General features: G+C 71.4%; 26 protein-coding genes. 12 read left to right on the top strand and 14 right to left on the bottom strand.

Features of this window, described 5'->3' with window-relative positions:
- Nucleotides 1-258: 258 nt before the first annotated feature.
- From ACLF3M_RS07905 to ACLF3M_RS07865, 9 genes are all read right to left on the bottom strand, one after another.
- Nucleotides 259-1,329, bottom strand: a complete 1,071-nt coding sequence (locus ACLF3M_RS07905) for a hypothetical protein (protein ID WP_430656347.1) — start codon at nucleotides 1,327-1,329, stop codon at nucleotides 259-261.
- Entirely contained in the window at nucleotides 1,326-1,898 is a 573-nt protein-coding gene (locus tag ACLF3M_RS07900; RefSeq protein WP_430656346.1) for a type I-E CRISPR-associated protein Cas6/Cse3/CasE, read from the bottom strand. The genes ACLF3M_RS07905 and ACLF3M_RS07900 overlap by 4 nt, the downstream gene beginning before the upstream one ends.
- A complete protein-coding gene (locus tag ACLF3M_RS07895; RefSeq protein ID WP_430656345.1) occupies nucleotides 1,895-2,530 on the bottom strand; it encodes a hypothetical protein in 636 nt (211 codons plus the stop codon). The genes ACLF3M_RS07900 and ACLF3M_RS07895 overlap by 4 nt, the downstream gene beginning before the upstream one ends.
- A complete protein-coding gene (locus ACLF3M_RS07890; RefSeq protein ID WP_430656344.1) occupies nucleotides 2,527-3,204 on the bottom strand; it encodes a hypothetical protein in 678 nt (225 codons plus the stop codon). Before ACLF3M_RS07890 ends, ACLF3M_RS07895 begins: the two co-directional genes overlap by 4 nt.
- Nucleotides 3,205-3,894: 690 nt before the next feature.
- A complete protein-coding gene (locus tag ACLF3M_RS07885) occupies nucleotides 3,895-5,343 on the bottom strand; it encodes a hypothetical protein (RefSeq protein WP_430656343.1) in 1,449 nt (482 codons plus the stop codon).
- A gap of 11 nt (nucleotides 5,344-5,354) precedes the next feature.
- Nucleotides 5,355-5,900 (bottom strand): hypothetical protein, encoded by a 546-nt coding sequence (locus ACLF3M_RS07880; protein ID WP_430656342.1) that lies wholly within the window; start codon nucleotides 5,898-5,900, stop codon nucleotides 5,355-5,357.
- A gap of 210 nt (nucleotides 5,901-6,110) precedes the next feature.
- Nucleotides 6,111-6,320 (bottom strand): helix-turn-helix domain-containing protein, encoded by a 210-nt coding sequence (locus ACLF3M_RS07875; protein ID WP_430656341.1) that lies wholly within the window; start codon nucleotides 6,318-6,320, stop codon nucleotides 6,111-6,113.
- A 114-nt stretch (nucleotides 6,321-6,434) separates the two neighbouring features.
- Complete coding sequence (locus tag ACLF3M_RS07870; RefSeq protein ID WP_430656340.1) at nucleotides 6,435-7,253, bottom strand: hypothetical protein; 819 nt, start codon at nucleotides 7,251-7,253, stop codon at nucleotides 6,435-6,437.
- A 1-nt stretch (nucleotide 7,254) separates the two neighbouring features.
- Nucleotides 7,255-8,640 carry a tyrosine-type recombinase/integrase gene (locus tag ACLF3M_RS07865; protein ID WP_430656339.1) on the bottom strand — a complete coding sequence of 462 codons (1,386 nt, stop codon included), beginning with the start codon at nucleotides 8,638-8,640 and terminating at the stop codon, nucleotides 7,255-7,257.
- Between the two features lie 253 nt (nucleotides 8,641-8,893).
- On the opposite strand from ACLF3M_RS07865, the gene ACLF3M_RS07860 reads away from it, so the two are divergent.
- Nucleotides 8,894-9,619 carry a transporter substrate-binding domain-containing protein gene (locus ACLF3M_RS07860; protein WP_430656338.1) on the top strand — a complete coding sequence of 242 codons (726 nt, stop codon included), beginning with the start codon at nucleotides 8,894-8,896 and terminating at the stop codon, nucleotides 9,617-9,619.
- Nucleotides 9,616-10,242 carry an HAD hydrolase-like protein gene (locus ACLF3M_RS07855; RefSeq protein ID WP_430656337.1) on the top strand — a complete coding sequence of 209 codons (627 nt, stop codon included), beginning with the start codon at nucleotides 9,616-9,618 and terminating at the stop codon, nucleotides 10,240-10,242. The genes ACLF3M_RS07860 and ACLF3M_RS07855 overlap by 4 nt, the downstream gene beginning before the upstream one ends.
- Here the strand turns inward: ACLF3M_RS07855 and ACLF3M_RS07850 are convergent.
- Complete coding sequence (locus ACLF3M_RS07850) at nucleotides 10,239-11,378, bottom strand: alpha-D-ribose 1-methylphosphonate 5-triphosphate diphosphatase (protein ID WP_430656336.1); 1,140 nt, start codon at nucleotides 11,376-11,378, stop codon at nucleotides 10,239-10,241. The two genes, ACLF3M_RS07855 and ACLF3M_RS07850, sit on opposite strands and share 4 nt — an antisense overlap.
- Before the next feature lie 5 nt (nucleotides 11,379-11,383).
- Complete coding sequence (phnF, locus tag ACLF3M_RS07845) at nucleotides 11,384-12,133, bottom strand: phosphonate metabolism transcriptional regulator PhnF (RefSeq protein ID WP_430656335.1); 750 nt, start codon at nucleotides 12,131-12,133, stop codon at nucleotides 11,384-11,386.
- Between the two features lie 83 nt (nucleotides 12,134-12,216).
- On the opposite strand from phnF, the gene phnG reads away from it, so the two are divergent.
- From phnG to ACLF3M_RS07805, 8 genes are read left to right on the top strand one after another with little or no spacing between them, the layout of a single operon-like run.
- Nucleotides 12,217-12,666 carry a phosphonate C-P lyase system protein PhnG gene (gene phnG, locus ACLF3M_RS07840; RefSeq protein ID WP_430656334.1) on the top strand — a complete coding sequence of 150 codons (450 nt, stop codon included), beginning with the start codon at nucleotides 12,217-12,219 and terminating at the stop codon, nucleotides 12,664-12,666.
- A complete protein-coding gene (gene phnH / locus ACLF3M_RS07835) occupies nucleotides 12,666-13,229 on the top strand; it encodes a phosphonate C-P lyase system protein PhnH (protein ID WP_430656333.1) in 564 nt (187 codons plus the stop codon). Before phnG ends, phnH begins: the two co-directional genes overlap by 1 nt.
- Nucleotides 13,230-13,232: 3 nt before the next feature.
- Nucleotides 13,233-14,306 carry a carbon-phosphorus lyase complex subunit PhnI gene (locus ACLF3M_RS07830; protein ID WP_430656332.1) on the top strand — a complete coding sequence of 358 codons (1,074 nt, stop codon included), beginning with the start codon at nucleotides 13,233-13,235 and terminating at the stop codon, nucleotides 14,304-14,306.
- A gap of 44 nt (nucleotides 14,307-14,350) precedes the next feature.
- Nucleotides 14,351-15,229 (top strand): alpha-D-ribose 1-methylphosphonate 5-phosphate C-P-lyase PhnJ, encoded by an 879-nt coding sequence (locus ACLF3M_RS07825; RefSeq protein WP_430656331.1) that lies wholly within the window; start codon nucleotides 14,351-14,353, stop codon nucleotides 15,227-15,229.
- The gene (phnK, locus tag ACLF3M_RS07820; protein ID WP_430656330.1) at nucleotides 15,226-15,981 is read left to right on the top strand and encodes a phosphonate C-P lyase system protein PhnK; all 756 of its coding nucleotides are present in this window, start codon (nucleotides 15,226-15,228) and stop codon (nucleotides 15,979-15,981) included. Before ACLF3M_RS07825 ends, phnK begins: the two co-directional genes overlap by 4 nt.
- Nucleotides 15,978-16,676 carry a phosphonate C-P lyase system protein PhnL gene (gene phnL, locus ACLF3M_RS07815; protein ID WP_430656329.1) on the top strand — a complete coding sequence of 233 codons (699 nt, stop codon included), beginning with the start codon at nucleotides 15,978-15,980 and terminating at the stop codon, nucleotides 16,674-16,676. Before phnK ends, phnL begins: the two co-directional genes overlap by 4 nt.
- Nucleotides 16,673-17,815, top strand: coding sequence for an alpha-D-ribose 1-methylphosphonate 5-triphosphate diphosphatase (locus tag ACLF3M_RS07810; protein ID WP_430656328.1), 1,143 nt, complete (start codon nucleotides 16,673-16,675; stop codon nucleotides 17,813-17,815). The genes phnL and ACLF3M_RS07810 overlap by 4 nt, the downstream gene beginning before the upstream one ends.
- Entirely contained in the window at nucleotides 17,812-18,486 is a 675-nt protein-coding gene (locus tag ACLF3M_RS07805) for a DUF1045 domain-containing protein (RefSeq protein WP_430656327.1), read from the top strand. The genes ACLF3M_RS07810 and ACLF3M_RS07805 overlap by 4 nt, the downstream gene beginning before the upstream one ends.
- On the opposite strand, the gene phnN is transcribed toward ACLF3M_RS07805, so the two are convergent.
- Entirely contained in the window at nucleotides 18,425-19,000 is a 576-nt protein-coding gene (gene phnN, locus ACLF3M_RS07800; protein ID WP_430656326.1) for a phosphonate metabolism protein/1,5-bisphosphokinase (PRPP-forming) PhnN, read from the bottom strand. The two genes, ACLF3M_RS07805 and phnN, sit on opposite strands and share 62 nt — an antisense overlap.
- Nucleotides 19,001-19,080: 80 nt before the next feature.
- Between phnN and ACLF3M_RS07795 the strand changes: the two genes are divergently transcribed.
- The gene (locus tag ACLF3M_RS07795) at nucleotides 19,081-20,871 is read left to right on the top strand and encodes a gamma-glutamyltransferase family protein (RefSeq protein WP_430656325.1); all 1,791 of its coding nucleotides are present in this window, start codon (nucleotides 19,081-19,083) and stop codon (nucleotides 20,869-20,871) included.
- A 71-nt stretch (nucleotides 20,872-20,942) separates the two neighbouring features.
- The gene (locus ACLF3M_RS07790; RefSeq protein ID WP_430656324.1) at nucleotides 20,943-21,314 is read left to right on the top strand and encodes a hypothetical protein; all 372 of its coding nucleotides are present in this window, start codon (nucleotides 20,943-20,945) and stop codon (nucleotides 21,312-21,314) included.
- On the opposite strand, the gene ACLF3M_RS07785 is transcribed toward ACLF3M_RS07790, so the two are convergent.
- Both ACLF3M_RS07785 and ACLF3M_RS07780 read right to left on the bottom strand, forming a co-directional pair.
- Complete coding sequence (locus ACLF3M_RS07785; RefSeq protein ID WP_430656323.1) at nucleotides 21,259-21,555, bottom strand: hypothetical protein; 297 nt, start codon at nucleotides 21,553-21,555, stop codon at nucleotides 21,259-21,261. The genes ACLF3M_RS07790 and ACLF3M_RS07785 overlap by 56 nt on opposite strands.
- Before the next feature lie 197 nt (nucleotides 21,556-21,752).
- Complete coding sequence (locus ACLF3M_RS07780) at nucleotides 21,753-23,429, bottom strand: thiamine pyrophosphate-dependent enzyme (protein ID WP_430656322.1); 1,677 nt, start codon at nucleotides 23,427-23,429, stop codon at nucleotides 21,753-21,755.
- Between the last annotated feature and the right edge of the window lie 15 nt (nucleotides 23,430-23,444).

Here is a 23,444-nt window from a genome sequence, read left to right as displayed (position 1 = left end):
CGCAGCCGGGGCGGCTCGACCCAGCGGGGTGTCGATCATCGTGTTGCCGCCCCTGCAGTCCGCCCCCGCAGCCAGGGCGGCTCGACCGCCGAGGCGTGGGTAGACCGCCCGGTGAACCTGCAGTCCGCCCCCGCAGCCGGGGCGGCTCGACCATCCCCGCGCTGTGCTGGGGCATCGCGGACCTGCAGTCCGCCCCCGCAGCCGGGGCGGCTCGACCTGATGAGCATGGAAGCGGTTGAGCAACAAGGACAATCCGGCTCACGCGCCCCGAAAATCATACCGGAGAACCTCGCTGCCGAAGGCGAGGGCGCGCGACAACGCGCCGACGACGAGGGGATCGGCGTCGTCGATGACCAGGCCGGCGTAGGGCTCGATGCGCGCCGTCCCAGCCTCCCGAAGCTCGCCGCGCTCGACTAAGCGCATAGTCCAGCTCCCTATGACCTCGCCGCAGCCGTGGGCCGTATGCCCGCCGATGAGCGGCCGCTGGGCGAGGAGATGAAGCGCGAGCAGCAGCATCGCCAGCTCGGTCTCAGTGCCGTCCACCAGGCGCATCCGCTGCGTCATCACCGTGCCCTCGGGGATGACGTCGTAGCCATCCAGGAGCTGCTGGATGTTCACCGCGCCGCCCGCCTGCTCGAACCCGGCCTTCGCCTTCTCCGCCAGCGCCTTCGCTTCGGCCTCCATGGCGCCGATGTCGGCAACGGGCGCGCCGGCGCGCTTTGCGCCGGCGGCCCGTCGCTTGAGCTGCTCCGCCTGGTCCTCGTTGCGGTTGGCCTCCGTGCGCAGGGCGTTGAGGCGGGCGAACTCATGGAACCGCGCGGGGTCGAGCAGTCCGACGACCGCGGGGTTCCGCACGAACGGGCTGGCGCGCACGGAGCGGCCCGTCGCGACCGGCGCCACGGGGTCCACGGGCGTCATGTCGCCGATCATCAGCCGGCTCGCGACGCGCGACACCATCGAGCCGAACATCGATATGATGGGGTTCCTCTCGCGCAGCTCGCGGATCGCCGCCAGGTCAACCAGCCGCTCGTCGGCGCCCTCGGCCTTGCGGTCCTTCACGCCGCCCAATGCGGTGTCGATGTAGTCCTCGGGCGTGAAGACGCGGCCATCAGCGGCGTGCTGCAGGCGCATGACCTCGCCGGTCAGGAGGTGGCGTAGGCGCCCGCGGAGGCTCGACGGCGGCACGTAGACCGTCTCCTCCATCACGCCGTTCCGCAGCATCCGCTTCCGCGGCGCGCCGGCCGGCGTGCGCTTGTCCTCGCTACCGGGGAGGACGATGGCGATCGGGCTGACCGCGGTGATGGTGCCGTCGAGCAGCAGGGTGATCACGTCGCCTCCGTCAGGGTCGAGGGGTCAAAGGTTTCCAGCAGGCCAAAGCCGAAGGCGCCGCGCTGGCCGACGCCGCCGGCGAGGGCCGCGGCGAACGCCTGCTCGTTGGTGACGACGAGGATGCCGGTGAAGATCGTCTCGTCGATCCAGAAGCCGCGGCCCTTGCGGATGAAGCAGCGGGCCACCTCGGCCTGCACCTGCTCCACGCGGAACCCATGCTCGGCGGCACGGCGTTCGAACCACCGCAGGCGCGGCGCGACGTCGTCCCGCGCCCAGGACCGGCGCTTCCCGGTCGCGCTGTCCTTCTGGGTGATGTTCGACGCCAGCCGGAAGCCGAACCGCTCGCCCTCGACCGGCGCCATTACGGGCAGGCCGGCAGCGCCGTCAGGGTGATCCGGTGGCAGGCGCGCGCGGGCCGCACGGCCGCCGGCGATGCGGCCGATGGACCAGAGATAGCCCACCTCGCCGCGGCGCCCCCACCGGGCGTCCAGGGCGGCGTGGACCCCGTATCGGTCGGCGTCGGGCGACAGCTCCAGCAGCACGTCGCGGGCGATGATGTGGGGCGTCATGCTGATGGGGCTGCCAGGTCGAAGGTAAGGCCGGAGGCGTGCCGCAACCGATGCGCCACGTCGAGGACGCGGTCGCGAGGCACCCCGACCTTCGCGGCGAACTTATCGGCCTCGGCGTGCAGGGTGGGGGCCTTCGAGAAATCTGCCTCGGCCTCGGTGTAGCGGTTCGTCATCCAGCGCCAGTCCCGCGGGCTGCCGGGAAGGTCGCGCAACATCACCACGTCCTCCATGGCGGCGAACTCCTCCGGGCCGGCGACCCCGTTCAGGACGACCTCGTCGGGCGTGCTGCACACCCAGGCGCGCAGATCGAACGCGCCCTTCGCGAAGAGGACGGCGAGGGTCGGCGGTCCCTTGGCGCGGATGTCGTCGATGATGGCGGCGCGGGACTTCGAGGTGGACGCCAGGCGGAGGCCCGGCGGCTTCTCCCGCGGCTGGCACTCGGTCAGCGCGATGACCTCGCCGTCGCGCACCAGCAGCCCGCCGGTGTTGAACTGCGTCAGCGAGGCGCCGTCAGCCTTCCGATACCGCTGACTCATCATCGCCGTGGCGTCGGCGACGGCGCTGCCTGTGAACCGCTCGGGGCTCATCCAGAAGGGCGCCACGCGGATGGCGACAACCTCGGCCGCGGTCACGGCGTCAGCTCCCTGTCGAGCGCGTCCATCTCGATCGTCCACTCACGCGGCCCGACGCAGGGCTCGGGCGACGCCTCCCACCGCGGCAGGCGCGCGACGAGGTTGCGGATGGGCGCGGGCGGCAGGTTCATACTGCGCCAGGTCTCGACCGGCACCGCCCGCATCGGGGCGCCGGCGCGATCCGCGAGGCCGGCATGAGGGTGGTCGATGGCCGTCACCCGCACGGCCGTCACCGCGCCGTGGCCGCCCGCCCGCTTGGCGCCGATGTGCTGGATGCCGGCGAGGAGCTGCTCGACGTCGTTGATCCGGCCAGTCCCGAAGGCGACGACCAACGGCGCGCTGGTAGCCCGTCTATGATCGAGCAGGTTCTTCCGCTCGTCGCGGAGGGTGATCTTGTCCATCGGCTTCCCGCGGCGGTCGTGCAGGGCAAGGGCGTGCGGCATCGAGGTGGGCCGCAGCGACCTGACGAAGGGGACGCCGAATTCCAAGGCGGGCCCGGCGACGAAGAGGTCCGAGCCGGCGAAGATGCCGTCGATCACCCGCAGCGGCACCTTCGGCAGCGGGTCGTCGTCGCCGCCGTCGTAGATGAGGCGGGCGAGCAGGCCGGCGAGGTTGATGCCGCGGTCCATGATGATGGGGGCGCCGAGGTCGAACTCGACGGCGAACGACTCCATGGCGACGATGCTGCACTAGGTGCTGGAACGGAACAACTGCCGGAAAGCCACTCCCACAAGAGTCGCAAATGGACGCACCATGTTTCATTCTCGTTGCGCGATGCGCTTAAATCAGGCTCGCTGCAATTGTAGGGGATCTAGCTATGGACGTCTTTGGGATCATGCTCATGGTGTTCGGGCTGTTGGGGGTAGTTTTAGGCTTCGCCGGGGTGGAGCCAGTTGTGCATACGACCGGATGCACGCTGCTCATCGTCGGAACGATGTTCTTCGTATGCAAAGAGATAGTGGACGAACTCCAAGCCCAACGTAGGCTGCGGGCGCCTCGGGACGGGGGCGGCCCTGGTTAGGACGCCCTGACCGTCCGGTTCCTCGGCCCGCGAGGCGAGCGCGATTTGCCCGGTGCCATCGCCCTTTCGAGCCCCTCGACGGGCTCGCGGACGGCGTCCAGTAACCCAATCACGACTCATGCGGCGAGCGTGCAACGCGGTGCGACGTGTTTTGTCGTGCGTCACCGCTTGCGAGGTGGGCGGATCGCCATGCGTTCTGCGGCGTTCAGCGACGGCGTCGTCATCGGCGCCGACGTGCCGGCGCAGGCGGACGAGGAGTCGTTCTGGCTGCACCAGCCGTATTCGTGCGAGGCGACTACCCCGATTATAGAGCGGTCACTACCCCGGTTATGGAACGCCTCTACTACCAGGGTGGGTGGTGGGTGGTTGGTGGAGTAGTAGGGATAGACGCCTCGTCGAAGATCGAACCGAGGCGGTAGCGTCCGGGCCGCCGCCGGGCAGCATCGGGCGGTTCGAGGACTTCAAGGTAGGGGCTGGCGGCAAGGGCATCGAGCGCGCGGCTCGCCCGCTCCTCCGTCACCCTGAACGTCTTCGCGGTCTCGCCGACGCTCAGGGTGAAGACGTCGTGCTGGACGCGGGTCGCCAGCAGCCAGCAGATGACCCGAAGGGCGAACGGCGGCAGCCCGCGCCACACCATTCCTATCCAGGCGTCGGCGAGCATCCGCCCTACGTCGGGCCTCGGGCCACTCGCATCGACATCCGGCGGCATGAGCGCGACGACGTCGAATTCCGTCACGCGCCCCGGCCTGCCGAACATCGGCGGCTCGTAGTTCTTCGCCTTCGCCAGCAGCTTTTTCTCGACGAGCCGCTGCTCGGCCGCCCAGATCGTGCCGGCGCCGCGGTAGCTGCCGCGATCGGCGCCCGGCAGCTCGCATAGGCGCTCTCGCGGGACGACGGAGCGCCTCCATCCCGGCCGCGTTGCGCGGCCGTAGGCGGAGAGTGCGGCGAAGACCTGGAACTCGGCGTCGTCAAGTTCGACGGCGAGGCGGGCGAGCCACGAGTTCACCCACCGGATCATGCGCTGGGCCGTTCCAGGCTCCGCGGGCGGCCTCCGCCCCTGCGCCGACGACTTGCTCGGCGTCGTCATGCGCGAGGGCGCGGTCGCCGCCGCGGACGCGGGCATCGGCGCCTTCATGACCGCCGGCGGCTGCATGGCCTGATCGCCCAGGAATTCCCGCCAGCCGACGGTCACCAGCCACAGCAGCGCGTCGCGGGCGACCGGCGCGATCCGCATCGGCGACGGCAGGACGTGGGCGCCGGTGACGGTGATGTAGCTCCCGATCATCAGCTCGATGGCGGGCGCCTTTTCGCCCGCCATCGCCTCACGCCGCCACTTCTTCCCGGTCTTCTTGATCGGGATGACGGCCTGCATGGCCGACACGTCGGCGTCGGTCAGCAGGAACAGCAAGTGAAGCCCCGTCCCGCTCGGCGACGTCTCGCAGTAGGCGCCGGGGAAGCGGTCCAAGAGCGCCTGCGCCCACGGCTCGATGACGCCGGTATCCGGGTCGCGGCAGGCATCCAGGTCGATGGCGGCGAGCATATGTCCGTCGGTCTCGCGCTGACCGAGGCGGATGCCGATGCCGGTCTTGAAGCCCTGGGCCTCGAAGCAGGCGACCAGGTCGTCGGCGCGCTCCCGCCACAGCCAGCGGCCGGGCGAGTTGGTCTTCGCCCGCACGTCCGGCGTCATGTAGGGGATCTTCTGGATGCGCCGCTGGCCGTTCTTCTCGACGCTCTCCGCCCGCCACGCGCACCACAGCGGTCGATGACGGAGGCCGATGAAGGCGTCGCCCATGAGGGGGCGCGTCACGCCCTGCTGCCCGCCATGGCGGCCCGCAGCTCGTCCATCTCGTCGGCCTCGGCGAGGACGTCGAGTTCGTCGACGTCCCAGAACACCATCCCGCCGGCTTCGTGATGGATGAGGGAGGCGAGGCGCTCGACGTCCCCGCCGAGAAGTTCGGCGCCGCCGGTGTCGTGGACCAGCATGAGGTCCACCGGCGTCTTTGTCGCCTTCGCGACGGCGAGGTAGCGGTCGAGATCCCGGCGCTCGATGCCGGTGCAGATGGTGCCGCTGATGCGGTGGGCCGTCGGCGCGGACTTGCGTTTCACCTCGACGAAGTGGCTGCCGCCGAGGCCAAGCATCAGCAGGTCAGGCGCGACGTGGACGCCGTCCGGCGTCGATATCCGCGGGCCGCAGGCGTCATCGGCGGGCACCGCCGACAGCGGCACGACGGTGAGGCCGCGGCCCAGCGCCCAGAGGGATACGATGCGCTCCGCCCAGCCGCCGTAGGAGAGGCGGGCGCGGAAGGTGCCGATGCGGCCGAAGACGGGCCGGCGGTGGTCGTGGGACATGGATCGGCCTCGCACGAAGCCGGCGCTGGCGAGGACGCGCTACGACGTGCTATGAGGCGGGTGTCGAAGTCTCCGCCTTGCGGCCCGTGCTGGCGTCCCCGCCGGCCGGGCCGTTCTAATTCTTGAGGATGAGCAGGAGGACGACGAACACCATCGCGAAGATGGCGAGGTCGCGGAGGGCGGCGAGCCAGCGACGAAGGGCGGGGCGCATCAGGTCTTGCCGCCGACAGGCTTGAACTCCGGCAGGGTCGCGAGGAACGCGCGCACGCTGGCCGCATCGACCATCGTCCGCGACGCGATCTTCACCATACGGATGCGGCCGTCCGCTGCCAGTCGGTAGAGGCCCGAGCGGCTGATGCCGAAAACTGCGGGGGCGCGCGGGAGCGGCACCATCTCAGGCGCCAGGGTCGTGTGGGTCATGCTGCTGTCCACGAAGCCGGCGCGGGATGCGCCGGGACAGCAGGCCCACTAAGCGGCCGCGAGTAACGCCTCCAATTGAATAAACGCCGGGAGCAGTCCGCGCCGACCAAGGAGTTATCGCCGGTGTTGTCTCGACGCCGCCCTGTTCTCGTTGGTATCGAGCCTTCGCAGCCGGCGCACGGCGCTTCCGATAGCCTGGCCACCCATTAGTTCGGCTACGTCTGGCGCCAGCGCCGCGACGGCGGCGCGCACGAACTCGACCCGCGGCCCAGCGTCCACCTGCACACTGGCAGCCTCTGCGTCGGCCGGCACGGAAAGGCCGTGCGCGAGCAATTTGAGGCCGGTCTCGCCGGTGACCAGACCAAAGGCTCGGAGCAACAGCAGCACCGCGACGTCGAAATTGCCATCGACGGCATGAGGGCGACCAGGCGCGCCGACGAGCTGATCTGCATGTCGGCGCAGGGCGTGGACGAGCACTTGCTGTGGCGGCGCCACGCCCGCCCGGACGACGCGGAACCCGCGGCCAAGGAAGCCGAAAGCGAGGATTGCCGGTGCCGCCTCGACTTGCAGCGCCCGCTCAAGGGTCCATTCGTCGGCGGGAAGCTCCTCCATCTCGACCGCGAGCGTCAGCAGCTCCTTCCGCCAGCTACTCGGCCTGTTGGAAAGCCTGCGCGCCCTGGCCACGCCCGTCTTCCACGACGCCCGCAGCTTCTCTTGGCGCGGCGGCGCGACCGGGATGCCGCGCAGATGGTCCTCGGCGTCCAGCACCAACATGTCGAAGCGGTGCCGAAGCGCGGCATCCATCGGCTCAAGGCGCCGCTTGAGCTGCCGCCCCGCGAGGCGCCTGGCCGCGTCGGCAATTTCGTCGAGGACACCCTGGCCATCGGCGTCTCGTGCCAACTGCAGCCGATCCGCATCATCGGGATAGACCATCTCAGCGGGCAACGGCGCGCTTGGCCCGCTCCTCGTCGAGGTCGGTCACGGTGGCCGGCGCCGACGTCAGAAATTCCGCCCACCGCTGCATCAAGATGCGCCGCATGTCGAAGAAGTCGCTGCGGCCGTAGGCACGCACCACCTCATCGCCCACGGCGTGCGCCAGGGCTTTCTCGACAACCGCGTCAGGGGCAGCCCTCGTCTCTTGGCACCACGTCTTGAATGTGGCCCGAAACCCATGAGTGGTCGCGTCTACGGACGCCCCCATGCGGCGGAGCAGGCCGAGCATGGCCATGTTGGACATCCCGCCAGGGATGGCCTGCAGGCGCCCCCCCAGCAAGCGCCCACCGCGAGAACCGGCGGCACCCGGAAATAGGAAGACCGGGTTGCCCAGCGTGCCCCGTATCTTCCTGGCCTCCTCCAGCACGGACAACGCGACGGAGTTCAGCGGCACCCGGTGTTCGCTTCCTTCCTTCATGCGCCACGCCGGCACAACCCATACCGGCCCGCCGGGCGCATCCAAGTGGACCTCATCCCACATCGCGCCGATCGTCTCGATGGTTCGCGCGGCTGTCGCCACCGTCCAGCGCATTGCGAGCGCGGACACGCAATTCTCCGACTCAAGGCGACGCATGAACGTCGGCAGTTCCGACCATCTGAGCGAGTTGCGATGCTTCACGTTCGCGGCTTCCCCCTGCTCGCCGAGGAGCGGCTTGAGGTTGTGAGACCACACCGCAGGGTTCCTCCCCTCTCGCCACCCATGCGCAATCGCCCACGCGAACACAGCCTCGCACCGGATGCGGGCGCGAAGGGCGGTCTCCGGCTTGGTCCGCCAGATTGGCTGCAGCACCTCCATCATGTCCGCGGTCGTGACGGCATTGACTGGCTTGTTTCCGATACTCGGGAACACGTGGCGGGCCATGAGTTGCTTCGCCTGGACCCGCTGCCGTTCTGTTCGCATCGCCGGCCCGTGCGCTTCAAGCCACCCCTCGAAGGCCGACCTGAAGGTGCGTGCCGGGCTTGCAGCGAGCGCGGCCGCCTTCCTAGCCTCGTCGGCAACCCGGCGAGCATTTTCCTCTGCGGCGCGCTCCGCGAGTGGATCAACCCCGGTCTCTATCTTCACTCGGGCCGCCTTCGCGGCGAGGCGTGCGTCCGCCAGGCTGACAATCGCGATCGGCGGTTTGCCTTCAGCACCTGGCCGGTAGGCGGCGCCCAGCCCCATCTCTCGGGCCTTCCCGTGCAGCATGTAGCGCAGCGACCACTTGGCCTGGCCTGGCCCGGTCACGTGCAAGTAGAGCCCGCCGCCGTCTGCGTATCGTCCCGGCTTCCTCGATGCGAGGGACCGGGCCTCCACCGGCGTGAGAGCATTGTGGATGTGCTTCGGCATGTGCCCCTCGTTCAGCCCGAGTCGGCGACCCGGCCCACGAACCGACCCACAAATAATTTGTGGGCTGGTGCAACGCAACTGGAAACAGGGCGGGACGACAACTTGAGGGACGGGGCGTAGCCCGCTGATACGAAAGGAGACACTAGGCAGGCCCGGAACGGCCGAGGACAGTAATACGGCTCCAACCGCCGGAGCCATTTTCCCCCTCGAGATCCGCGGCTAGGGTCCCGTCCCCCACGACGGAATGGCCCGCATGTCGCCCGATATCGTCGCCGAGCTCGCGCCCACCGGGGTCCTGCGCGCCGGGATCAACATGAGCAACTTCCTGCTCGTCTCGTCGCGCACGCGGGATGGCGGGCCCGCCGGCGTCTCGCCGGACCTGGCGCGCGCCCTCGCCGACAGGCTCGGCGTGCCCGTGCACTACGTCCCCTACCCCCGGCCCGGCGAACTCGCCGACGATGCGGGCTCCGGGGCCTGGGACATCGGGCTGATCGGCGCCGAGCCGCAGCGGGCCGAGAAGATCGCCTTCACCGCTGCCTATGCGGAGATCGAGGCGACCTACCTCGTGCCGCCGGGCTCGCCCATTGCGGCGATCGATGAGGTGGACAGGCCCGGCATCCGCATCGCCGTCGCCGCGCGCGCGGCCTACGACCTCTGGCTCGAGCGCAACATCCGCCAGGCGACGCTGCTGCGCGCGCCGAGCCTGGACGGCTCCTTCACGCTGTTCACGGAGCAGCGGACCGAGGCGCTGGCCGGCCTCCGCCCCAAGCTGATCGAGGAAGCGGAGAAGCTGCCGGGGGCGCGCATCCTGCCCGGCGCCTTCATGACGGTGCAGCAGGCCATCGGCACGCCGCGCGGCCGGCCAGCGGCCGAGGCCTTCCTGGCCGAGTTCGTGGAGGAGGCGAAGCGCAGCGGGCTCGTCGCGTCGCTGATCGCGAAGCACGGGGTGAAGGGGCTGTCGGTCGCGCCGCCGGCGTGACGCCGCGCCTGGTCATCTTCGATTTCGACGGGACGCTGGCCGATTCCTGGCCCTGGTTCCTCACGACGCTGGACGGCACCGCGGATCGCTTCGGCCTGGCCCGCATCACGCCGGCCAAGGCGGACGCGCTGCGCGGCCAGGACACCGGCGCGATCCTGAAGCAACTCGGCGTGCCGATCTGGAAGGTGCCGGCGATCGCTGCGCATCTCCGGGCCGAGGTGCTGCGCGCGCCGCCGCCGCCGCTGTTTCCGGGCATCCCGGAGCTGCTGCGGCGGCTGGCGCGGCGCGGCATCGTCACCGCGATCGCGAGTTCGAACAGCGAGGCGCAGGTCGCGCGCACGCTGGGCGGCGAACTGCTTCCGCTGATCGCGCATCGCGCACTGGAGGCGAGCCTGTTCGGCAAGCCGGCCAAGCTGAAGCGCCTGCTGCGCGAGGCTGGCGTCGCGCCCGCCGATGCGCTCTTCATCGGCGACGAGGTCCGCGACATCGAGGCCGCGCGCGACGCTGGCGTGGCGATCGGTGCCGTCGCCTGGGGCTACGCCAGCCCCGCCCTGCTCGCCGCGCGCAAGCCGGATGCGATGTTCGACACACCCGAGGCGATCGCCGAGTTCTGCCGCGCCTAGCCGAGCCGCGAGGCGCCTTCCGGCGAGATCCAGGCCAGGCGTCCGGCGGCGAAGGTCGCAACCGGAGCGCGCCGCGCGGCATCCATCACCACGATGTCGCCGCGCAGCCCCGGGGCGATCCGGCCGCGATCCGCCAGGCCCGTGGCCGCCGCCGGGTTGGCCGAGACCAGCGACCACGCCTGCCCCAGGGTCATCGCGCCACGCGCCTCCATCACGAAGGCCGCTTCCGGCATCGCCGGCCAGACATAGTCCGAGGCCAGCACCGTCACGAGCCCCCGCTCCGCCAGCGGCGCCGCGGAGGCCCAACCGATATGGCTGCCGCCCCGCACCACGTTCGGCGCGCCCATCACGACATGCTCGCCGGCCGCGCGCGCGTGCTCCGCCACCGCCTCGGCGGTCGGGAATTCGCAGATCGCGGCGCCAAGGGCGCGGAAGGCGCGACGGCGTTCGACCGTGTCGTCGTCGTGGCTCAACATCGGGATCCCCGCGTCGCGCGCCGCCTGCGCCAGGCGGGCCAGCGCGGCCGGCACCTCCGGCCGGCGCGACCAGGCACGCTGGGCGAGCGCCACGAAGTCGGCGGCCTTCATCCCGGCGCGGCCGGCATATTTGGCGGCCTCCGCTGGATCGTCGAGCTTCCGCACGATCGCCGCGGTGTGGTCGTTGTAGGCGAGGAGATGCACGCGCCCCGCGGCGATGTCCGCGACCAGCTCGTCCAGCGCATCGAGATTGTCCACCTCGAAGCGGCAATGGATGCGCAGATCGACGCCCGCCCCCGCGCGCGCCTCCTCGACGGCGGCGAGCGTGCGGCGCCAGGCCTCGATGCCGCGCAGCCCCGGCTCCCAGGACAGGGTGACGCCGAGGAAGGCCGTGGTGATTCCGGCGGCGAGCAGCTGGGCCGCGCTGTCACGGATCGCGAGCGCCGCCGGCACGCCGATGCCGGGCCGCGGCTGGAACTGCCGCTCATGTGCATCGCCATGAATGTCCACCAGACCCGGCAGCACCAGGAGGCCGGAGGCGTCGAAGCGACGCGCCTCTGGCGCCGCGCGCTCCGCGATCGAGCCACCGGCCAGCGCCAAGTCGCCCCGCGCCAGCGCGTCATCCAGCAGCGCCCGGCCGCCCGCAATCAACCATTCCATGCGCGTCAGGACTCCACGACGAGCTGCACCCGGCCCGCGGGATAACGGCCGAATGTGACATCCACCACCGCGCCCGCGGGGTCCACGTTCACGGCTTCCGTCACCAGCACGGGGCGGCTGCGCGCCTGGTGCAGCAGGTCGGCTTCCTCCGGCGTCGGCAGGCGGGCGGTGATGCGCGTGAGCTGGCGGCGGTAGTCCGGCACGCCGCAGGCCGCCATCGCCGAGGTGATGGACGCGTCGGCCGCCAGCAGCGCCGGAAGCTTCGCGAAGCGCGGCGCGGGGAAGTGGTGCGTGCCGAGCACCACGGGGCGGCCGTCCGCAAGCGCCAGGCGTTCGACCAGGATGACGGGGCGGCCGCGGCGGATGCGCAGCGCCTCGGCGATCGTCGTGTCGGCGTCGACTTCCGCGACCCGGATGATGCGGCCTTCCGGCGCGCGGTTGTCGCGGCGGATGTTCTCGGAGAAGCGCGTGCGCGGGCCGAGGCGGTAATCCACTACGTCCTCGGCGACGAAGCTCCCGCGGCCCTGCTCGATCCGCACGAGGCCGCGGGCTTCCAGCTCCTCCATCGCGCGGCGGATGGTGTGGCGGTTGACGGCGAAGCGGGCGCTGAGCGCCGCCTCGGTCGGCAGCCGCGTGCCGGGCGGCAGGGCGCCGGCCGTGATCTCCGCCTCCAGCGCCTGCCCGATCTGCCGCCAGAGCGCGACGCCATCGCGGCGCACGAGCGTGCCGGCGACGGCGGCGGCGGTCTCCGTCATCAATTCTTCAAGCTCCTCGGCGCGCCTGGAGGGCAGTTTCGACTTGACCTTAGGCGAGCCAATGACTAGTCGTCTAGACAAATATGAGCTCTCACCCCAACCCCCCACGACGCCGCTGGATGGCAGTCCTGGCCCGCGCCAGCGCCGACGAGATCGCCGGCAGGCTGGACGCGATTCCCACCCCGCCGCCGCATGTCCGGCTGCGCGGGCCGGAAACGGGCCTGGTCATGGTGCGCGGGCGTGCGGGCGGCGACGGCGCGCCGTTCAACCTCGGCGAGATGACGGTGACGCGCTGCTCGGTGCGCCTGCCCGACGGGCGCGTCGGCCATGCCTATGTCGCGGGCCGCGACGGGCGGCAGGCGGAACTGGCGGCGCTGGTGGATGCCTTGCTGCTGGACGACGCCACCCGCGACGCGCTGCAGGCCGCAGTGATCGCGCCGCTGGCCGAGGCGCAGGCCGCGCGGTGCGAGGCGATCGCGCGCAAGGCCGCGGCGACGCGGGTGAACTTCTTCACCATGCAGCAGATGCGCTGATGGACACGCGCTTTCCCGGCTTCGCCGATCCCGTGCTCGACGCGCAGGCCGGATTCCGGGCCGTGCTGGAGGCGATGAGCCGGCCGGGCCGCGTGCAGCCCATCGTCGCGCCGCCCGAGGTCCCGCCGGGCCTGTCGCCCGCCGCGGCCGCGGTGCTGCTCACCCTTGTGGATGCCGCGACCCCGCTGCGCCTTGCCGCGGGCGCGGAGGCCGAGGCCTGGGTGCGCTTCCATTGCGGCTGCCCGCTGGTGGCGGACGGCGCCGCCTTCGTGCTGGATCCCGCGGCGCCGCTGCTGGCGCTCGATCCCGGCACGGACGAGGAGCCGCAGGCCGGCGCGACGCTGATCCTGGAGGTCGCGGCGCTGGCCGAAGGCGAAGGCTGGCGCCTGACCGGCCCCGGCATCCGCGACGCGCATCGACTTCGCGTGGACGGCGCACCCGCCGGCTTCGTCGCGGACTGGGCCGCCAACCGCGCGCGCTTCCCGCGCGGCGTGGACGTGATCCTCTGCGCCGGGACGCGCATCGCTGCCCTGCCCCGCGGCATCGCGATCGAGGAGGCCTGACGCATGTATGTCGCGACCAAGGGCGGCGAGCAGGCGATCGGCGCCGCGCATGCCTGGCTCGCCGAGACACGCCGCGGCGACACGGCGCAGCCCGAGATCGACGTCGCCCAGATCGGGCAGCAGCTCGGCCTCGCGGTGGATCGCGTGATGGCGGAGGGCAGCTGCCACGACCGCGGCCTGGCGGCGCTCGCGGTGAAGCAGGCGCGCGGCGACCTCATAGAGGCCGCCTTCCTGCTGCGGGCCTATCGCACCACCCTGCCCCGCTTCGGCGCCTCCGCGCCGCTCGACACCGCGTCGATGCTGGTGAAGCGGCGCGTCAGCGCGACCTACAAGGACCTGCCGGGCGGCCAGGTGCTCGGCCCGACCTTCGACTACACGCACCGCCTGCTCGACTTCGCGCTCGCCGCGGGCGGCGCGCCGCCTGCCGCGCCCGAGGCGCAGGCCGATCCCGCGCCGATGCCGCGCGTGACGGAGATGCTGGCTCGCGAAGGCCTGATGCAGCGCGAGGCGCCGTCCGACGCCGAGCCCGGCGACCTCACGCGCGAGCCGCTGTCCTTCCCCGCGGACCGCCCCGTCCGGCTTCAGGCCCTGGCGCGCGGCGACGAGGGTTTCCTGCTCGGCCTCGGCTACTCCACGCAGCGCGGCTACGGCAACGCGCATCCCTTCGTCGGCGAGATCCGCGTCGGCGATGTCGCGGTCTGCTTCGTGCCGCCCGAGCTCGGCTTCGAGATCGAGATCGGCGAGATCGGCGTGACGGAATGCCAGATGGTCAACCAGTTCCAGGGCAGCCGCACGGAGCCGCCGCAATTCACCCGCGGCTACGGCCTGGTCTTCGGCCATGGCGAGCGCAAGTCGATGGCGATGTCGCTGGTGGATCGCGCGCTGCGGGCCGAGGAGCTCGGCCAGGACGCGACGGCGCCGGCGCAGAGCCAGGAATTCGTGCTGTATCACTGCGACAATGTCGAGGCGACGGGCTTCGTCGAGCACCTCAAGCTGCCGCACTACGTGGACTTCCAGAGCGAGCTCGAGAATGTGCGGACCATGCGCGAGAGCGTGCTGAAGGCGGCCGCCGAATGACTTACGCCACCGAAAAGCCCTCTCCACTCGCAGGGGGGAGAGGGTTGGGTGAGGGGGGCACGCAGCATCCGTCCACCCACGAGCCCGGCTACAACTTCGCCTATCTCGACGAATCCACGAAGCGCATGATCCGCCGCGCCATCCTGAAGGCCGTCGCGATCCCCGGCCACCAGGTGCCCTTCGGATCCCGGGAGATGCCGCTGCCCTATGGCTGGGGCACGGGCGGGATCCAGGTCACGGCCTCCGTCATCGGGCCCGCCGACGTGCTGAAGGTGATCGACCAGGGCGCCGACGACACCACCAACGCCGTCTCGATCCGCGCCTTCTTCCGACGCGTCGCCGGCGTCGCGACGACCGAGCGCACGGCCGAGGCCACCATCATCCAGACCCGCCACCGCATCCCCGAACGCGCCCTGACCGAGACGCAGATCCTGGTCTACCAGGTCCCGATGCCGGAGCCGCTGTTCCGCCTGGAACCGCGCGTGGCGGAGACGAAGCGCATGCACGCGCTCGCCGATTACGGCCTGATGCATGTGCGGCTCTATGAGGACATCGCGCGCCACGGCCATATCGCGACGAGCTACAACTACCCCGTCATGGTGAACGGGCGCTACCTCATGTCGCCCTCGCCCATTCCCGCCTTCGACAACCCGAAGATGGACCGCATGCCGGCGCTGCAGCTCTTCGGCGCGGGGCGGGAGAAGCGGATCTACGCCGTGCCGCCCTATACCGAGGTGCGGAGCCTCGATTTCGACGACCATGCCTTCCGCCCGATCCGCGCGCCGCAGGCCTGCGAATTGTGCGGCTCGCGGGAGAGCTACCTCGACGAGGTGCTGACCGACGACAAGGGCGGGCGGATCTTCGTCTGCTCCGACACGGACTATTGCGCGGAGCGGCAGGTGACGAAGGAAGCGGCCGAATGAGCGCGCTCCTTTCCGCCTGCGGCCTCGAGCTCCGCTTCGGCCGCATCGCCGCGCTGGACGGCGTGGATCTCGACATCTGGCCCGGCGAGGTGGTGGCCATCGTCGGGGAATCCGGATCGGGCAAGACGACGCTGCTGCGCGTGCTATCGGGCCTGATGCCGCCGGACGCCGGCAGGGTCGCCTTCGACGGCCAGGACGTGCTGGCGATGACGGAGGCCGCGCGGCGGAACCTGATGCGCACGCAATGGGGCTTCGTGCACCAGAACCCGCGCGACGGTCTGCGCATGGGCGTCTCCGCCGGCGGCAACATCGGCGAGCGGCTGATGGCTGTCGGCGCGCGGCACTACGGCAACATCCGCGCCGCCGCCGCGGAATGGCTGACGCGCGTCGAGATCGACGCCGACCGCATGGATGCGCTGCCGCGCACCTTCTCCGGCGGGATGCAGCAGCGCCTGCAGATCGCTCGAACGCTGGTGACCCAGCCCCGCCTGGTCTTCATGGACGAACCCACGGGCGGGCTGGACGTGTCGGTCCAGGCGCGGCTGCTGGACCTGATCCGCGCCCTCGTGGCGGAGCTCGGGCTTGCCGTGCTGCTGGTCACGCACGACATCGCGGCGGCGCGCCTGCTGGCGCACCGCATCCTGGTCATGCGCCATGGCAGGGTCGTCGAGCAGGGCCTGACCGACCGCGTGCTGGACGACCCGCAGCATCCCTACACGCAGCTTCTCGTGGCCTCGGTGCTGGCGGCATGAGCTGGGCCCTCAAGGCGGAGGGATTGGGCAAGTCCTTCACCCTGCATCTGCAGGGCGGCGTCGCGCTCCCCGTGCTGCGCGGCGTGGACCTGGCCGTCGCGCCCGGCGAATGCGTCGCGCTCGCCGGCCCGTCGGGCGCGGGCAAGTCCACGCTCATGCGCTGCCTCTACGGCAATTACGGCGCCGAGGCCGGACGCATCCTGATCCGGCATCGTGACGCGACGGCTGACCTCGCGACTGCCGATCCGCGCCTGGTGCGCGAGATCCGGCGCGACACGCTGGGCTATGTCTCGCAGTTCCTGCGCGTGATCCCGCGCGTCGGTGCGCTCGATATCGTCGCCGAGCCGCTCATCGCCCGCGGCGTCCCGCGCGACGAAGCCCGCGCGCATGCCGCGGCCCTGCTGACGCGCCTCAACCTGCCGGCCCGCCTGCACCACCTGCCGCCGGCCACCTTCTCAGGCGGAGAGCAGCAGCGCATCAACCTTGCCCGCGGCTTCGCCCCCGGCTACCCCGTGATGCTGCTGGATGAGCCGACGGCCAGCCTGGACGCCGCCAACCGGGAGGTCGTGATCGACATGATCGCCGAAGCCAAGGCGCGCGACGCGGCCATCGTCGGCATCTTCCACGACACCGAGGTCCGCGACCGCGTGGCCGACCGGTTGTTCGACGTGACCGCCCTGCCCGAGGCTGCATGACCGCCGAGACCATCCTGACCCACGCGCTGCTCGTCCTGCCCGACGAGGTGCTGCCCGGGACCATCGTCATCCGTGGCGAGCGCATCGCGGAGGTCCAGCCCGGCCGCAGCCACCTCGCCGCGGCGACGGACCTCGGCGGCGATCACGTCATTCCCGGCATCGTGGACGTCCACACCGACAACCTCGAACGGCAGGTCAGCCCGCGCGCCACGGCGCGGTGGCCGTCGCGATCGGCGATGCTCGCGCATGACCAGCAGACCGCGGCGGCGGGCGTGACTACGGTGCTGGACGCGCTCTGCCTCGGCGATCTCGGCTTCGACGCCGGGCGGACCCAGACCTTCCGCGACGGCGTCGCCGACCTCGACGCGCTCTCCGGCACGGACCTGCTGAAGAGCGAGCACTTCCTGCATCTGCGCTGCGAATTGCCGGCCAGGGACATGGTCGAGCTGGTCGAGACGGTGGCTGACCACCCGCTGGTGCGCATGGTCAGCCTGATGGACCACTCGCCGGGCGTTGGCCAGTACCGCGACATCCCGCGCTACAAGGCGATGCGGATCCGCCAGATGCAGCTGCCACCCGACCAGGTGGACCGGCGCATCGACGAGCTGCTGGAGCAGCGCGCGCGCCTGCGCGACCGCCAGCGCGCCTGGCTGCTGGAGCGCGTGCGTCACCGCGACCTGCCGCTCGCGAGCCACGACGACGACAGCCCGGAGGGCGTCGCGCAGAACGCCCGCGACGGCATCACGATCAGCGAGTTCCCCGTCGCGATGGAAGCCGCGCAGGCCGCCAGGGCGCTCGGCGTCGAGGTCGTCGCCGGCGCGCCCAACATCGTCCGTGGCGGCAGCCATTCCGGCAACGTTGCCGCCGCCGACCTGGTGAAGGCTGGCGCGGTGGACGTGCTGGCCAGCGACTACGTCCCGCCCGCGATGATCGAGGCCGCCTGGATCGCGGCTTCGAGCGGCGCGATCGGCTTGCCCGCGGCGATCGCCATGGTCACCGACCGCGCCGCACGCATGGTGCACCTGCACGACCGCGGCCGGATCGAGGCAGGGCTGCGCGCCGACCTCGTGCAGGTCCGCCCGCATGAGGGCCACGCCGTCGTGCGCAAGGTCTGGCGGGCGGGCGAACGGATCGCATGATGCGCGTCGCGGCCTATTGGGCGCCGCGGATCGATGACCCGCTGCACGCCCTGGGCTCCGCCTGGCTCGGCCGCGACGCCGAGACCGGCGCGACGGTTCCGCAACCCGCCCTGCCCGGCCTCGACATCGCGGAGGTCACCGCGGATGCGCGTGGCTACGGCCTGCACGCCACGCTGAAGCCGCCATTCCGGCTCGCAACGTCCTGGCAGGCGTTCCGCGCCGACGCCATGGCGCTCGCGGCGCGCACGCGGCCCTTCGCGCTGCCGCCGCTTCGACTGATGGAGCATCACGGCTTCCTCGCGCTGATGGAGTCGGAGAAGTCCGGCGACCTCCAGGCCTTCTGCGACGCCTGTGTCACCGCGCTCGACACCCATCGGGCCCCGCCCACTGAGGCCGAGATCGCGCGGCGCAACCCCGCCCGCATGACCGCCAGGCAGCGCGAGCACCTGGCCCGCTGGGGCTACCACTATGTCCTCGACGAATGGTGGTTCCACGTCACCTTCTCGCGCCGCCTCTCCGCCGAGGAACGCGCGGTCGTCCAGCCTGCGCTCGCCGCGCATCTCGGCGACGTGCCCGCCCTGCCCCGCCGCGTGACGGAGCTCTGCCTCTTCACCCAGGCCGCGCCGGGTGCACCCTTCCTGGTCGCCGAGCGTCTTTCGCTGCTCGGTTGAGCGCGGCCAGTACGCGCGCGACGCCGGTCGCGGGATCGGCGTCATTCGACACTGTCTCGACGTCCAGCCCCGGCGGCAGCGCCGCTTCCCGCGCCAGGCGCGCGGCGATGTCGGCCGGATCCTCCCGCCCACGGGCGGCCAGGCGCGCCGCCCGGACCGCGACCGGGGCCGTGATCTCCAGCACGCGGAGCGGATAGCGCGCGGCCTCCGGCAGCACGGCTCGCGACAGGTTGGCCACCACGACGCGGCCGCGCGCGATATCCTCCTCGATGTCGCTGGGGATGCCGTAGGACAGCCCGTGCGCCGCCCACCAGAGCGCGAAGCCGCCCGCCCCCCGCAGCGCCGCGAAATCCGCTTCCGTGATCGGCAGATGGTGCTCGCCGCCTGCCTCGGCGGGGCGCGTGATCGCGCGCCGGACCCAGCGGAAGCGCGCATCGTCGGCCAGCGCCGCCCGCGCACCCGCCAGCAGCGTGTCCTTGCCTGCGCCCGAAGGCCCGACCACGGCGACCAGCACGCCGCATCTCCGTATTGACCGCCGCGCTTCTGCCTGCGCCTATCGCGGCCTTCAAGCGGACCACCCCGAAGGTTCATCCGATGTTCACGACCCGCCCCGAGATCGCCGGCAGCTTCGGCGTCGTGGGATCCACGCACTGGATCGCCTCCCAGGTCGCGATGTCCGTGCTGGAGCGCGGCGGCAACGCCTTCGATGCGGGCGCCGCCGCCGGCTTCACGCTGCAGGTCGCCGAGCCCCACCTGAACGGCCCCGGCGGCGACGCTCCCATCATCGTGCATGAGGCGAAGTCCGGCGCGCAGCACGTGATCTGCGGCCAGGGCGTCGCGCCGGCGGGCCTCACGGTCGGCCATGTCCGCGACGAGCTCGGCCTCGACCTGATCCCCGGGACCGGGCTGCTGCCGGCGATGGTGCCCGGCGCCTTCGACGCCTGGGTGCTGATGCTCAGGGACTACGGGACCTGGTCGCTGCGCGACGTCCTGTCCTATGCGATCGGCTATGCCAGGCGCGGAATCCACTACGTCCCGCGCATCATCGCGACGCTCAACACCGTGCGACCGATGTTCGAGCAGGAATGGCAGAGCTCCGCCGAGCTCTGGCTGCGCAACGGCGGGCCGCAGGAAGGCAGGCTCTGGGCCAACCCGACGCTGGCCGATACCTGGGAACGCGTGCTGCGAGAGGCGGAAGCCGCCGGCCATGACCGCATCGCGCAGATCGAGGCCGCGCGGGCAGCCTGGTATGGCGGCTTCGTCGCCGAGGCGATCGACCGGTTCTTCCGATCGAACGAGATCCTCGATACCTCCGGCCGTCGTCACAAGGGCGTGCTGACCGGCGAGGACATGGCGAAGTGGCGCGCCAGTACCGAAGCTCCGCTGAAGCGCGACTACCGCGGCACCACGCTGCTGAAATGCGGCGTCTGGAGCCAGGGTCCGAGCATGCTGCAGACCATGGCGCTGCTGGAGGGCTTCGACATCGCCGGCATGGACCCGCTCGGCGAGCGCTTCGTGCACACGGTCGTCGAGTGCCTGAAGCTCTCCTTTGCCGACCGCGAGGCCTTCTACGGCGACCCGAACTTCGTGGACGTGCCGATCCACGCGCTGCTGTCCGAGGAGTACATCGCGGAACGCCGCAAGCTGGTGGGCGAGACCGCCTCGCTCGAGCAGCGCGCCGGCACCATCCCCGGCTTCGACCGCCCCGCGCCGGACTACGCCGCCGCCGAGGCACGCAACGAGCTCATCTCCCGAGCGCCCGGCGCCGGGGAGCCGACGGTCGCGCGGCTCGGCGCCTCGGGCGGCGACACCTGCCACCTCGACATCATCGACAGCGAAGGGAACATGGTCAGCGCGACGCCCTCGGGCGGCTGGCTGCAATCCTCGCCGGCGATCCCGGGGCTCGGCTTCTGCCTCGGCACGCGGGGGCAGATGTTCTGGCTGGACGAGAAGCACCCGAACGGCCTGGCACCGGGCAAGCGGCCGCGCACGACGCTGTCGCCGGCCATGGCGCTCAAGGACGGCCGCCCCTGGATGAGCTTCGGCACGCCCGGCGGCGAGCAGCAGGACCAGTGGCAGCCGATCCTGTATGCGCGGATGGTGGATCACGCGATGGGCATCCAGCAGGCGATCGACGCGCCGTCCTTCCACACGGAGCACTGGATCTCCTCCTTCTGGCCGCGTACGGCGAGGCCGGGGAAGGTCGTGCTGGAAGGCCGCTACGGCGGGGATGTCGAGATGGCGCTGCGCGACCGCGGTCATCGCGTGGAGGTCGGCGGGGAATGGTCGGAGGGCCGGCTTTCCGCCGCGCGGCAGGAAGCGGACGGGCAGCTCTTCGCGGGGGCCAATCCCCGTGGCATGCAGGGCTATGCGGTCGGGCGATAGGCGCGCGATGAACCGCGCGCTGACGCGCGCTTGAATTGATTTGCGCCCGACGGCATAGCACCTCATCCGGCATGTTCCGCCGGACGCTGTGCGCCCTGCCGCTGCTCGTGGCCGGCTGCGCCGCGCCGAACCTGGCGCTGCCTGCCCTCGACACGCCGGCGCCGCCACCGCCGCGCCGGGCGTCGCCCGTGAGCCTGGGAGACCGGCTGCGCCAGGAACCCTGGATGGCGCGCTTCTGGTCGGAACTGTCGCCGGCGCAACGCCGCCGCGTGCTCGGCCTGCTCAAGCGACGCGAGCCCTCGGCGACGGAGGAAACCGCCGCGCCGGCCTGGGACGCGATGGGCCTGCCCGCGCGCGAGACGCTGCTCTACGGGCCGCGCCGCGTCGTCAGCCCCGCGCCCGCCGATGCGCCCGCAGGGCCACCTGCAGCGCCGCCGGCGTGACCATCGCGCCGGCAAGCATCAGCACCAGCGCCAGGTCGCCCCAGTCGCTCGAGGCCAGCACCGACCAGCCGAGCGACAGCGCCACGGCGACCTGCATCCCCACCGCGATCCCGACATTGCGGACGACCACGGGCCGGGGCGTCGCCGGCCCCGGCATCGCGCGTTCGGCCATCGCCGCGAAACGCGCCCGCGCCGCCGCAGCCGCGGCGTCCGCGCCGGCGCTGACGGGCAGGGGCAGCACGCGCGTCAGGTCGTCCGAGCTGTCGTCGCGCCGATCACGACGGAGATGCCGCCGTCGAGATCCAGCAACGCGTCGCGATCAGCGCGCCGGCGATCGCGCTGTCCTCGACCTGCACCCAGGCCAGGCAGCCCAGGATGACCTCAAGCCCCGCCGCTGCGACCGCCAGGCCTATGTCCTGGCGCGGGCGGGGTAGCGGGTCACGCCGGCTTCACGGCCTGGGCGCGAAGCTGCGCGATCGTCGCGCGGTTGGTGACCTGCTCGGGGTTGGTCCGCACCTCGATGATAGCGGGCTTGCCGGAGGCGCGGGCGCGGTGGAAGGCGGGCACGAGTTCCTCGGTCCGCGTGACGACCTCGCCGTGGCCGCCGAAGCTCTCGATGAAGCGGGCGAAGTCGGGGTTGGTCAGCGCCGTGCCGGAGACGCGGCCGGGATAGGCGCGCTCCTGGTACATCCGGATCGTGCCGTACATGTTGTTGTTGAACACCATGACGATCGGCGCCACGCCGTGGTGGAAGGCGGTGGCGAGTTCCTGGCCCGTCATCAGCGCGCCCCCATCGCCCACGAAGACGATGACGCAGCGCCCGGGATAGGTGATCGCGGCACCGATGGCCGCGGGCACCGCATAGCCCATCGCGCCGTTGGTAGGGCCGAGGAATTCCTGCTCCGCACCGACATGCATGAAGCGCGTCGGCCAGGTCGCGAAGTTGCCGGCATCCGTCGTGAAGATCGCGTCGGCCGGCACGGCCTTTTCCAGCTCCTGCAGCGCGACAGCCAGGTTCAGCGGCCCCTCGTAGTGCGGCGCCTTTGCCTGCGCCTCCCGCGCCGCGCGCACGGCCTGGCGCCACTGGCCCCAGCGAGGCGATGCCACGCGCTCGTCGCGCAGTGCCAGCGCGAAGGCGTTGACGTCGGCAGTGATGCCGAGTGCGACACGATGCACGCGCCCGATCTCCGCCTGGTCGGGATGCACCTGCACGATGGGCTGCCGGCCCGCGAGGTCGAACAGCGTGTAGCCCTGGCTGACGGGCTCGCCCATGCGGGTGCCGATCGCGAGGAGCAGGTCGGCCTCCCGCGCCTTCTGCACGAGGCCCGCATCGGCGCCGACGCCGAGGTCGCCGGCGTAGTGCGGGCTCGTGCCGTCAAACAGGCTCTGCCGGCGGAAGGCGACCGCGACGGGGATGTCGTTGCCGACGAGGAAGTCGCGGATCGCCGCGCGCGCTTCCTCAGTCCAGCGGCTGCCGCCGAGAATCGCCAATGGCCGCTCGGCCTTGGCGAGCATCTCCATCAGCTTCGGGATGGCCAACGGCGCGGGATGCGCGGGCAATACGGCCTGCGGCCCGATGTCGGGCACCGCCGCGACGTGCTTCTGCATCTCCTCGCTCAGCGCGACGACCACCGGGCCGGGGCGGCCGCTGACCGCGACGTCGAAGGCATGGGCCATCAGCTCGGGAATGCGCGCGGCCTCGTCGATCTGCGTGACCCATTTCGCGATGGGTGAGAAGAAGCGGCGATAGTCCACTTCCTGGAAGGTCTCGCGGTCGGTCTCGTTCATCGGGATCTGCCCGACGAGAAGGACCAGCGGCGTGCTGTCCTGCTGCGCGACATGCACGCCGATCGCGGCATGGCAGGCGCCGGGGCCGCGGGTCACGACGGCGACGCCGGGCCGGCCCGTCAGCTTGCCATGCGCCTCCGCCATGTGGATGGCGCCGGCCTCGAAGCGGCAGGTGATGAGCTCGATGCGGTTGCGCTGGTTGTAGAGGCCGTCCAGCAGGTCGAGGTAGCTTTCGCCCGGCACGGCGAAGACATGGGTCGCCCCGTTCGCCACCAGCGCGTCGGCGAGCAGCTGCCCGCCCGTCCTGCCCTCGGCCCCTGCCGCCATCGCCGCCTTCCTCCG

The organism is Falsiroseomonas sp. HW251 (genome assembly GCF_050563545.1).
Classification (GTDB): Bacteria; Pseudomonadota; Alphaproteobacteria; order Acetobacterales; family Acetobacteraceae; genus Falsiroseomonas.
This window is presented reverse-complemented; position numbering and strand designations above follow the sequence as displayed.

Excerpts from the sequence above, each read along its gene's own strand:
- ACLF3M_RS07900 (WP_430656346.1), bottom strand. The coding sequence starts at position 1,898 with ATGACGCCCCACATCATCGCCCGCGACGTGCTGCTGGAGCTGTCGCCC.
- phnH (WP_430656333.1), top strand. The coding sequence starts at position 12,666 with ATGGACACGCGCTTTCCCGGCTTCGCCGATCCCGTGCTCGACGCGCAG.
- ACLF3M_RS07880 (WP_430656342.1), bottom strand. The coding sequence starts at position 5,900 with ATGTCCCACGACCACCGCCGGCCCGTCTTCGGCCGCATCGGCACCTTC.
- ACLF3M_RS07865 (WP_430656339.1), bottom strand. The coding sequence starts at position 8,640 with ATGCCGAAGCACATCCACAATGCTCTCACGCCGGTGGAGGCCCGGTCC.
- ACLF3M_RS07875 (WP_430656341.1), bottom strand. The coding sequence starts at position 6,320 with ATGACCCACACGACCCTGGCGCCTGAGATGGTGCCGCTCCCGCGCGCC.
- ACLF3M_RS07850 (WP_430656336.1), bottom strand. The coding sequence starts at position 11,378 with ATGGAATGGTTGATTGCGGGCGGCCGGGCGCTGCTGGATGACGCGCTG.
- phnK (WP_430656330.1), top strand. The coding sequence starts at position 15,226 with ATGAGCGCGCTCCTTTCCGCCTGCGGCCTCGAGCTCCGCTTCGGCCGC.
- ACLF3M_RS07805 (WP_430656327.1), top strand. The coding sequence starts at position 17,812 with ATGATGCGCGTCGCGGCCTATTGGGCGCCGCGGATCGATGACCCGCTG.
- ACLF3M_RS07780 (WP_430656322.1), bottom strand. The coding sequence starts at position 23,429 with ATGGCGGCAGGGGCCGAGGGCAGGACGGGCGGGCAGCTGCTCGCCGAC.
- ACLF3M_RS07790 (WP_430656324.1), top strand. The coding sequence starts at position 20,943 with ATGTTCCGCCGGACGCTGTGCGCCCTGCCGCTGCTCGTGGCCGGCTGC.
- phnG (WP_430656334.1), top strand. The coding sequence starts at position 12,217 with ATGAGCTCTCACCCCAACCCCCCACGACGCCGCTGGATGGCAGTCCTG.
- ACLF3M_RS07830 (WP_430656332.1), top strand. The coding sequence starts at position 13,233 with ATGTATGTCGCGACCAAGGGCGGCGAGCAGGCGATCGGCGCCGCGCAT.
- ACLF3M_RS07870 (WP_430656340.1), bottom strand. The coding sequence starts at position 7,253 with ATGGTCTATCCCGATGATGCGGATCGGCTGCAGTTGGCACGAGACGCC.
- phnF (WP_430656335.1), bottom strand. The coding sequence starts at position 12,133 with ATGACGGAGACCGCCGCCGCCGTCGCCGGCACGCTCGTGCGCCGCGAT.
- ACLF3M_RS07885 (WP_430656343.1), bottom strand. The coding sequence starts at position 5,343 with ATGGGCGACGCCTTCATCGGCCTCCGTCATCGACCGCTGTGGTGCGCG.
- ACLF3M_RS07860 (WP_430656338.1), top strand. The coding sequence starts at position 8,894 with ATGTCGCCCGATATCGTCGCCGAGCTCGCGCCCACCGGGGTCCTGCGC.
- ACLF3M_RS07890 (WP_430656344.1), bottom strand. The coding sequence starts at position 3,204 with ATGGAGTCGTTCGCCGTCGAGTTCGACCTCGGCGCCCCCATCATCATG.
- ACLF3M_RS07795 (WP_430656325.1), top strand. The coding sequence starts at position 19,081 with ATGTTCACGACCCGCCCCGAGATCGCCGGCAGCTTCGGCGTCGTGGGA.
- phnL (WP_430656329.1), top strand. The coding sequence starts at position 15,978 with ATGAGCTGGGCCCTCAAGGCGGAGGGATTGGGCAAGTCCTTCACCCTG.
- ACLF3M_RS07810 (WP_430656328.1), top strand. The coding sequence starts at position 16,673 with ATGACCGCCGAGACCATCCTGACCCACGCGCTGCTCGTCCTGCCCGAC.